Raw genomic sequence first — 4,910 nt, 5'->3', positions numbered from 1 at the left:
TAAAAGACCCCGGCTCAGTCGGGGTATTTTCTGCGACCCTAAAGACTTCGGATACAAGGGCAGGTGCGGATTCCTTGACTGAACTCGCGTAGGTAACGGCAATCCCGGGCAAACGGCCTCGGTGGCGAAGTCGAGTTACCCGAGATGCGTCCACGCATCCCGGCGTCGCAGTTTGCACCTATAGGAGTGGCAGGGCGTTACCGCGCCAAGTTAGGTCAGGTCGTCGACACGTGCGTCCGGTGCGTTCCGCTTGACCGACTCGATCCCGTTATCCCGCCCAGAAGCGCTGGTATAGCTCTCGCTGGTGCCGATGACCTGCCCGTTGCTGGCCTTCAAATTGAACATGTGACCGCCGGACTTGGTTTCCTTGCGTTCATACCGCTCGTCATCCGGTGCGTTCTTCTTGACTGACTCGATCCCGTTCGTGGCACTTGCCTTTTGAACATATCCTTCACTGGCCAGAATGATTTCACCATTCCCGGCTTTCAGACGAAACCGAAATTCCCCGGCCTTGTCTTTGTATATTTCGAACTTCCCGGCCATTTGACGCCTACTCCTCTGTTCTGCTTTCGATTTTTTCGAATACATTCCTATAATTATACAAACGCCTCAAGAAAAAAGATGAGGCGTGTTATCTGCTCAGATCAAGCCCCCCCTCCCCTTCTCCTTAGCCTTGCTTCCTAAGATTTTTCAGCTGTTACCGTGGTAAAGCTGGCACCCGAAGGTGCCGGTGGTCATTTGGTCAGAACTGATGTCGTGGGACGCATTTAGTTGCCTCAGAACCACGAACAAAGTCCGTTCCGCAGCACTTTGGATAAGCAACTTCTGTTCAGTCCGCTAAGCCAAGGGTCTTAGCATATTTTGTAAAAGAACTGTACCTGATACCTATATATAGTGTAATTTGCGCCTGAAAGATGAACAGCTGCAAACCCTGCTTTGATGCTTGTACTGTGTTTCAAGGGTTGCGTTCTGCTGGTCAGCGGTGAAAGCGCGACGCCTCCGCGCCACCTCTAGTTTCCGACTGGACGGCCGTAAATGCTATAAAACTCCTTTTGCAAAATTTCGATATCTTGGGAAATCTCGAACTCGACTTAAGAACAAGTCTTAACATGTCGGTTGCTTTGTTCGCTTCAGTGCCCGTGACGTCCGGTTCAGCTTGGACAGGCGATGTATCCGACGATGCCAACAAGCCCCCTGCCCCAGCGCGCCAAAAAAAAGGCGCCGGAACTTTTCCGACGCCTTTTCCCGCTTTGTTGGCCCATGATCTTACCCGTGGGTAAGGTCGTCTTCTTCGGGAAGCGCATCGATCAGCGCGGCAATCGCCGCTTCCAGCTTGCTTCGATCAACGCGTGTGAAATCCAGATCATACCGGATCTCGATCCGTCCACTTGAGGCAGCGCATTTTGCGATCCCAGCCCTACCCGAGACCTGAAATGTCGTTTTCGCACGGCGCGGTTTACCTGCGCTGACTGCATCCGACTTGCTTGAAGACATTGCTTCTGGCTCGGCCAGAAATGACCTGAGAATTGCAACCTCGCGCGTACCATCCCGATCAGGCTCGCTCTTCAGTGCCTCGCTCACTTGGCGAACCAGACCCGGCGTCGCGTCGAACTTGCGCTTTAGCTCAACGCCCACGTTTCGCGGAATGTCGTTCGGGTGGATCAGAACTTTGTCCAGCATCAGCAACAAACTGGCGAAAGACCGGATATAGCTACGCTTAGTATAGCTGGCAGACTTAAACAGCGTGGAAACCGCTTTGTCGACATCCGGACAGTCATTCGCTGGGTCTTCGGAATATGCACGGGCGAGGGCGCCCATTTCCGCAAATGAGATATCCTTTCGGATCAGGTTTTCGTCAACCATGCGCCGGTAACTGTTGTCCAGATCACCCGCGTCAGAAATCCCCGCTGGAATTCTGGCGTAGGTTTCGTCCCCGGTCTCATCGTACAAAGCACGATAGGCGGACAAACGGCGCATACCCTGGATCAATTCATACAGCCCGTCCGACCTGCGTTCCAGACGGATCGGGTTGGACAAGCCGATGTCCCGGATCGAATCTTTGAGTTCATCCAGTTCCGGATCAGGACCTGGCTTGCGATCTCGCGTCAGTTTTTCTGTGACAACGTCATTCAGCAACACCCGTTCTGTCACCAAACCTTCGGCTCTCAGCCGAACCAGTTCATGTGCAAGACGGTCGTTTTCGGCGCGGATGGATTGTTCCGTCGATTGCTGATCACGTAAAGCGTCGGCATTTTCCGAAATTGCCGCGGCCATTGGACCGCGTCGTTTTTCAAAAACTTTGTCCGGTACTTTACCAACAGGAATGTCATCCATAGCCGGTAGGTCAATATCGAACATTCTCCGCTTGCGGCTCATGCGTCATCCTCCACCTTGTCCCAGGCCGATAACATTACGCCCCGGAATTCCTCATACACATTGTCAAAAGTCGAGCGGGCACGCCGCCAGGTTTCGCGGGTCATCTCGCGGTAGTCCATTTCGTAAACCGAACTCAGAAAACGTCCCGACTGCTCCACCGCACGGGTCATTTCCACCGGGTGCTGAGCGACATGTTCGCCAAAGACCTTCTTAAAGGCATCAAACATCGCCAGATGGAGCGCATTGCCCGGTTCATACCGCGTCAACAGGAACCGCAACTCACAGAAGGTTTTGGGCAATCCAATCTTACCCGTGGGTAAGGTCTTGTCGAACCCATAAGCCAGATCTTCCAACGCTTCTGCCAACTGGCCGATGAACGATGTGGTCGAGTCATACTCCCAATATCCGGGCCCAGAAGGGATATAAAGCATGTCAGCGGCAAAGACCGCATTCATAGACTGGTATCCGATTGCGGGCGGACAATCGAACAGAATGAGGTCATAAGCATCATCAGGAATCTGATCCAGATACCGGGAAACCGACGCAAAGAAGGACCATTCGGGATTCAGGTGCCGGTACTGGGCCGACGCAAATTCAACAAAGGCTGCGTTCGCACAGGAAGGTATCGCATCGATCGTCGACCAAGAGGTCTTCTTGATGAAATCACCAATTCGCAGATCACCAAGGCCCATGTCCGTTATCGCGGGCGGCAACTCCCGGCGGGGCAGGGTGGTTCCCGATTCCGCAGCGGCGGGGCGGTTATTCATGCGCTCTGTCTCACGAATGAGGTCGCGCGCCATGATCCCCCAAACCGTGTAGTCTTCGGCCACATCCGTCAGGCCCATCGAATGGCTCAATGTTGCCTGAGGGTCGAAATCCACCACGAGGACCCTATACCCGTCCAGGGCGGCCGCATGGGCGAGGTGCAGCGCCACGGTCGACTTTCCCGCGCCTCCCTTGAAGTTTGCGACAGCCGCACGAATGGCGCGCTTGCCTTCAGGGCGAGGGGGCATCAGGGACTTGCGATTAATCTTGAGCCGTCGCCGCAGCTCATTCACCTCTTCTAGGCTGAACCAGCGCTGACGCCCGTCGGGCTCAACTTCTCCGCCAGGCAGGGAAGGATCGGCTGCAAGCTTTCCGCGAAAGGTCGACTGGTTAACCCGGAAGATCAGTTCGGACACCTCCCAACTGGAAAACCGGCGGAGCGTTTTCTCCATCTCAGGGCTAAAGGTCTGCTGGCGAATCCAGCCCTGCAATTTGAGGGACTGATTGCGCAATGCGTTCAGGTCTTCGTGCGTGTACATGCCTCAGGTCTCGTAGTTTGGAACGTAAATTTCTGCTCGTTTCCTATTTACGCCTGATTTGCACTTTACGCAAAAGAAATTATGATGAGGGTGCACTCTTACCCGTGGGTAAGAAAACAAGGCCTTAAACCCTACGAAGCGATTCGGCGGACCCTGTGAATACCATAAGGCCCGGAAGGCCCCCGGCGACCAGTATATAGGGGGGCATTCTGGCAAGAAATGCTACATATAGGGGGACATAAAGGGCCGATAGGGGGACACCCAGAATGGCCCCCATCACCAATACTTCACCAAATTTCTTTTAGTTTTTTGAGATTGATCCGCACAAGATCAGGCGAAGTTCCAGTCTCTTCTTGACAGAATCGAAGCTTTGGACGCTAATTATCCCAAGATGGTGAAAAGCGTTGGCAAACGGCGCGAGATTGGCGGGACACACCCGCCTGAGGCAGACAGAGCGGTGAGAACGGGTATGCAGCTTGCGAAACCGGTCGGGCGAAATGCGCCGGCTTTAAAATATGATATACTGTCCGCACTGACCGTTCATGCGCTGTCAGGCGACAAGCACCGGCAACGAAGTATTCTGCGTATCATTGCGTTGATTACGACCCGATATAACTGGCGTAACAACGAATTATCCATTGGGCGGGAAGAAATTGCGCGCCTGTGGACAGTGAACGAAAGAACAGTAAAGCGCGAAATGTCCAGATTTCGCGCATTAGGTTGGATAACGGTAAAACGGCCTGCTGCGCGGGGTCGTGTTGCTGTGTACGAGATTGACCTGAAACAAATCCTGATAGACACCGAAGAGGTTTGGCCTGTTATCGGAACAGACTTTCAAGCCCGGATGACCGACGTGCCAGAACCTGAAACGAATGTTATTCCTTTCGCGACCAAACCAAATGCCCCGGAAAGCACCGAAGGGGATGTGTGGTCTCAGGTTCAGGCGATTCTTCACGGGCGCGATCCAGAACTATGGGCCAGCTGGTTTCAACATCTGTCCGAAGCAGAAAGGGCAGGGGGGCGCGTTGTTCTTGTCGCGCCGTCACGCTTCATGGCCGACTATATTTCGCAAAAGTGGACAGCGCGACTGTTGGCTGCCTACAGCCGCGTCGATCCGGGCATCAGGACGGTTCGCGTGGACGCTGCCGAATAACTGACTTTTGCTGTGTATCCTGCGGGATCTCCTCGTTCAGTTGACCAGGGAAACAGATACGAATACCCAATCGAAGC

At 53.9% G+C, this 4,910-nt stretch carries 4 protein-coding genes; 1 reads left to right on the top strand and 3 read right to left on the bottom strand.

What is annotated here, in order from left to right:
• Positions 1 to 210: 210 nt before the first annotated feature.
• From ACR0BK_RS20250 to ACR0BK_RS20240, 3 genes are all read right to left on the bottom strand, one after another.
• Complete coding sequence (locus tag ACR0BK_RS20250) at positions 211 to 543, bottom strand: YegP family protein (RefSeq protein WP_480478062.1); 333 nt, start codon at positions 541 to 543, stop codon at positions 211 to 213.
• A gap of 723 nt (positions 544 to 1,266) precedes the next feature.
• The gene (locus ACR0BK_RS20245; protein ID WP_480556053.1) at positions 1,267 to 2,376 is read right to left on the bottom strand and encodes a ParB/RepB/Spo0J family partition protein; all 1,110 of its coding nucleotides are present in this window, start codon (positions 2,374 to 2,376) and stop codon (positions 1,267 to 1,269) included.
• Positions 2,373 to 3,680, bottom strand: coding sequence for an AAA family ATPase (locus ACR0BK_RS20240; protein ID WP_480478066.1), 1,308 nt, complete (start codon positions 3,678 to 3,680; stop codon positions 2,373 to 2,375). The genes ACR0BK_RS20245 and ACR0BK_RS20240 overlap by 4 nt, the downstream gene beginning before the upstream one ends.
• A 469-nt stretch (positions 3,681 to 4,149) precedes the next feature.
• Between ACR0BK_RS20240 and ACR0BK_RS20235 the strand changes: the two genes are divergently transcribed.
• Complete coding sequence (locus tag ACR0BK_RS20235) at positions 4,150 to 4,833, top strand: DnaA N-terminal domain-containing protein (RefSeq protein WP_480478067.1); 684 nt, start codon at positions 4,150 to 4,152, stop codon at positions 4,831 to 4,833.
• Positions 4,834 to 4,910: the final 77 nt, after the last annotated feature.

Source organism: Ruegeria sp. AF1, from assembly GCF_056542125.1.
This window is presented reverse-complemented; position numbering and strand designations above follow the sequence as displayed.

Bases quoted from the DNA above. Each gene is read 5' to 3' on its own strand.
- ACR0BK_RS20250 (WP_480478062.1), bottom strand. From the start codon at position 543: ATGGCCGGGAAGTTCGAAATATACAAAGACAAGGCCGGGGAATTTCGG.
- ACR0BK_RS20245 (WP_480556053.1), bottom strand. From the start codon at position 2,376: ATGAGCCGCAAGCGGAGAATGTTCGATATTGACCTACCGGCTATGGAT.
- ACR0BK_RS20240 (WP_480478066.1), bottom strand. From the start codon at position 3,680: ATGTACACGCACGAAGACCTGAACGCATTGCGCAATCAGTCCCTCAAA.
- ACR0BK_RS20235 (WP_480478067.1), top strand. From the start codon at position 4,150: ATGCAGCTTGCGAAACCGGTCGGGCGAAATGCGCCGGCTTTAAAATAT.